The sequence below is a fragment of the Caballeronia sp. BR00000012568055 genome, from assembly GCF_029439455.1.
Classification (GTDB): domain Bacteria; phylum Pseudomonadota; class Gammaproteobacteria; order Burkholderiales; family Burkholderiaceae; genus Caballeronia.
The window spans coordinates 1-2,969 of sequence record NZ_JAQFVG010000094.1 but is presented as its reverse complement, the minus strand read 5'-3'; the positions used below and the strand labels follow the sequence as shown (position 1 = coordinate 2,969).

General features: G+C 56.8%; 2 protein-coding genes. Both read right to left on the bottom strand.

Going from position 1 to position 2,969, the window contains the following annotated elements; all coding sequences use genetic code 11:
• Positions 1–1,934: hypothetical protein (locus tag P7F28_RS06040; protein WP_277183582.1), on the bottom strand; the 1,934-nt coding region annotated here is incomplete at its 3' end.
• A gap of 149 nt (positions 1,935–2,083) precedes the next feature.
• Positions 2,084–2,969, bottom strand: an 886-nt coding sequence (locus P7F28_RS06035; protein ID WP_277183581.1) for a type VI secretion system Vgr family protein, incomplete at its 5' end; no start/stop codon positions are given.

Here is a 2,969-nt window from a genome sequence, read left to right as displayed (position 1 = left end):
ACGGACGCGCTACTCAACCGCCGACTTCCCCAATAAACAGGACCATACGTACTTCCCATACGCGTGACTTTGAAAGAACTCGAGTAACAGCATCCGCAGGCACACACACTACTCGTGACGAAATTCCCCACCAACCCAATCGGATGAATATGAAACACACTGGGCTCAGGAAATCCAGGCACCTTAGCCTTCACCTCATCCCACCACACCAACTTCTCAATACGCTCTTGCTCCTTCACATATTGAGGCTTCGGTCCCGCGACCTGCTCGATTTCCGTATAGAGCTGCTTCCATTTCTCCGGATTGGCCCATTCACTCTCGTGCTTAACAATCAGCCGTGATGCAGTCAGCATCATCCACGGATATCCGCCCGCGCTTCCCTCGAATGCCTGGCATAGCTGATCAGCAGCCAATTGACCATCGCCTTCCGGGTACAGCGCCCGATATACACTCTTCATCAGCGGACTCAACTTCGCCTCTGCCTTGATATCCGGTTCATTGGCAGTGCCGGCATAATCCACCCATGCCTTTGTCGTCGCGAACATCGTATGCGTCGGGTCGTGTGGGTCTTCGATCGGCGCCGGGAAATCCACCCACTTCTGTCCGAATTCCCGCGTAACGGTCCCCCCGGCAACTTGCTCTTCACGCACCCAACCCTCCACCGGCTGCAAGTGCGCGTCTGCGCTCTTCACTCGCCACCAGTTCATCTTGCGCCCGCTTTGATCAGCAGTGGTCTCGGCATGCCGACTGTTCGGATCGCGCGCAAGCTCCCCCAACGACCATCGCTGCACCACACCGGTCTTTGGCGCGTCTGCTCCTTCGTGCTCTGCCGCACGATACAGTTTTGCGTTTCTATCGACGCGCAAAAGCGTCGGCTCTGCAGACAGCCCAAGCGCCTTCCAGGCATTCGGGTCATGCGAATGTGCGCTCACCCACGCTCTATTTTGGTCAATGAACGATTTAATGCTGTCGTCGCAAAACACCTCGATATGCGCCATGCGCGTCGAGGGAACGCTTGGATTGGCGGACGACGGAAGGAGATTCAGCGAGGTATAGGTTCCGAAATGCCCAACCAAGTCTCCAGCTTTGATGGCGATACCTTGCGGGTTTGATTCCGTCAGCGTGACCACGACGTGATCAAATGCGTCGTCTGGCATGACTTCTTCCACCAGAGGCAAACCTTGCTCATTGCCTAAAAAAATCCAGCCGCCTACTACCGTGCCAGGTGGCGCAGCGCCCGCCTGAGGCGGATAGAGTTGAGCGCCGTGCGTGTCCGTTATCTTGCCCCAGTGGCCTTGCCGCTCGCCAATGCTCACGGTTGCGCCGTTCGGCAAGATCCCCGTGCTCTGATGGCTTGCATGTCCTCTGGTGACACTGGCGCGGACCCTCAAGCCCTTTTGGCTCGCATCTGCCGCTTGCCCACCATGACCGGTCGCAGGTACATCCTTAGCGTGATCGGTGACTTTGTATCGTGAGGATCCGGACCAGTATGCAGGCCTAGTCTTCGCCGCGTCCTGCTGGTAGTCCGAGAACGCTAGAAGGTGCATGTAAAGGCTATAGAACGTCAGAGTCGTCCCTTTCGGAAACTCCATCGTATGCCGCACCAACGCAAATCCCGTGCTGTATGGCGCTTGCACCGCAGGGTGTTCATTCGATGCAGCAATCTCGCTAACCAGATAAGTCCGATTAAGACGATACGCAATGACGTGACCATCAGCGATACACCGAACGCCCTGATTCATATCCAACTGTGAACCCACACCCGCTTCGGTGATGTGGATGCCGCCGTGCCACAGCCCCTTGCTACTCAATAGATAGCTGCCGGACGGCTCATGAGCTGCAAGCAACTGATAAATCTCATGTTCGTCATTGAACTTGACTGCGGCATTGGACCCTTGAGTCCCCTTCCTCATAAACGGGAACGCAAACGCCAACTGCTTAACCTTTGTAACCGGCCCAGCTTGCGATGGCGCGGGCGTGCCAGGCGCATGCGGAGTAGACGGTGCGTGACTGGTCCCTGACGCCCCTTGGGGCGCTGATGGTGACTGCGGGTGTGTTGGAGTTGCTGTTGCCATCTTCTGCCTTATTCTGAGAATCCAAACGAGATCGGGTTCTTGACGTCCTTGACCGGCGCGCTATTCCACGTCGGGAACGTGAAATTTCCCCCGTCTGCATCGTTAACAGTCAGGTTGCCCTTCAATTCGATTTCTCCAGCGGGACTACCGAGCGTCACCTTGCCGCCCGATAACTTGATGTACGCGCCGGAGCCATCGCCGATGGTTACCCCCTTGCGACCAGTAATCGTGACCTCACCATCGGACGAACTTACGATCATGTCCTTCATCGCAATCAACTCCATCGCGTCGTCCTGCGCCTGAACTTGCACCTTGCCCTTCGCGAATATGCGAATCCCAAGCTTTGCGGCAAAAAGAGAAAGGGCCTCTCCTGCTGCGATCGTGACGCGCCTGACCACACCGATATCGAGTCCTTCGCCAGCGTTGACGAACATCTGCTTGCGCGATGCGATCTGCATTTGCTGCCCACTGGCAATACCAAGCCCTTCCGGCGCGGTAGCGATCAGGGCCGAACGCTTAAGCTGACTCAGTTTGTCTTCGACCAGCACGCGCTGCTGATCGATTTCCGCGAGCCACGCCTTGGCTGCTCTCGCAGAATCGTTGAGCGATTTAAGAATGTCCCTGGCCTGCGTGAGTGTTGCATCCGCGTCCTGCATAGCGAGTTGCTCGCCAGACGCGTTCGGCTGTGCTTCTGCCGTAATTAAGACGCCTTTCGCTCCTCTAAGCGCCAAATGCTCATCGCTTCTCAGCTCCGCTCCGCGCCCCCTCTCCTTGCGATCCCCATCGACCATATGCCCCAGATTCAGCTCACTGGTCTGGAACGGCGTCGTCAGATGGATGTGCTCATATCCCCGCTTATCCTCCATGCGCAGCTCGTTTTGCGCAGCAGAGCGA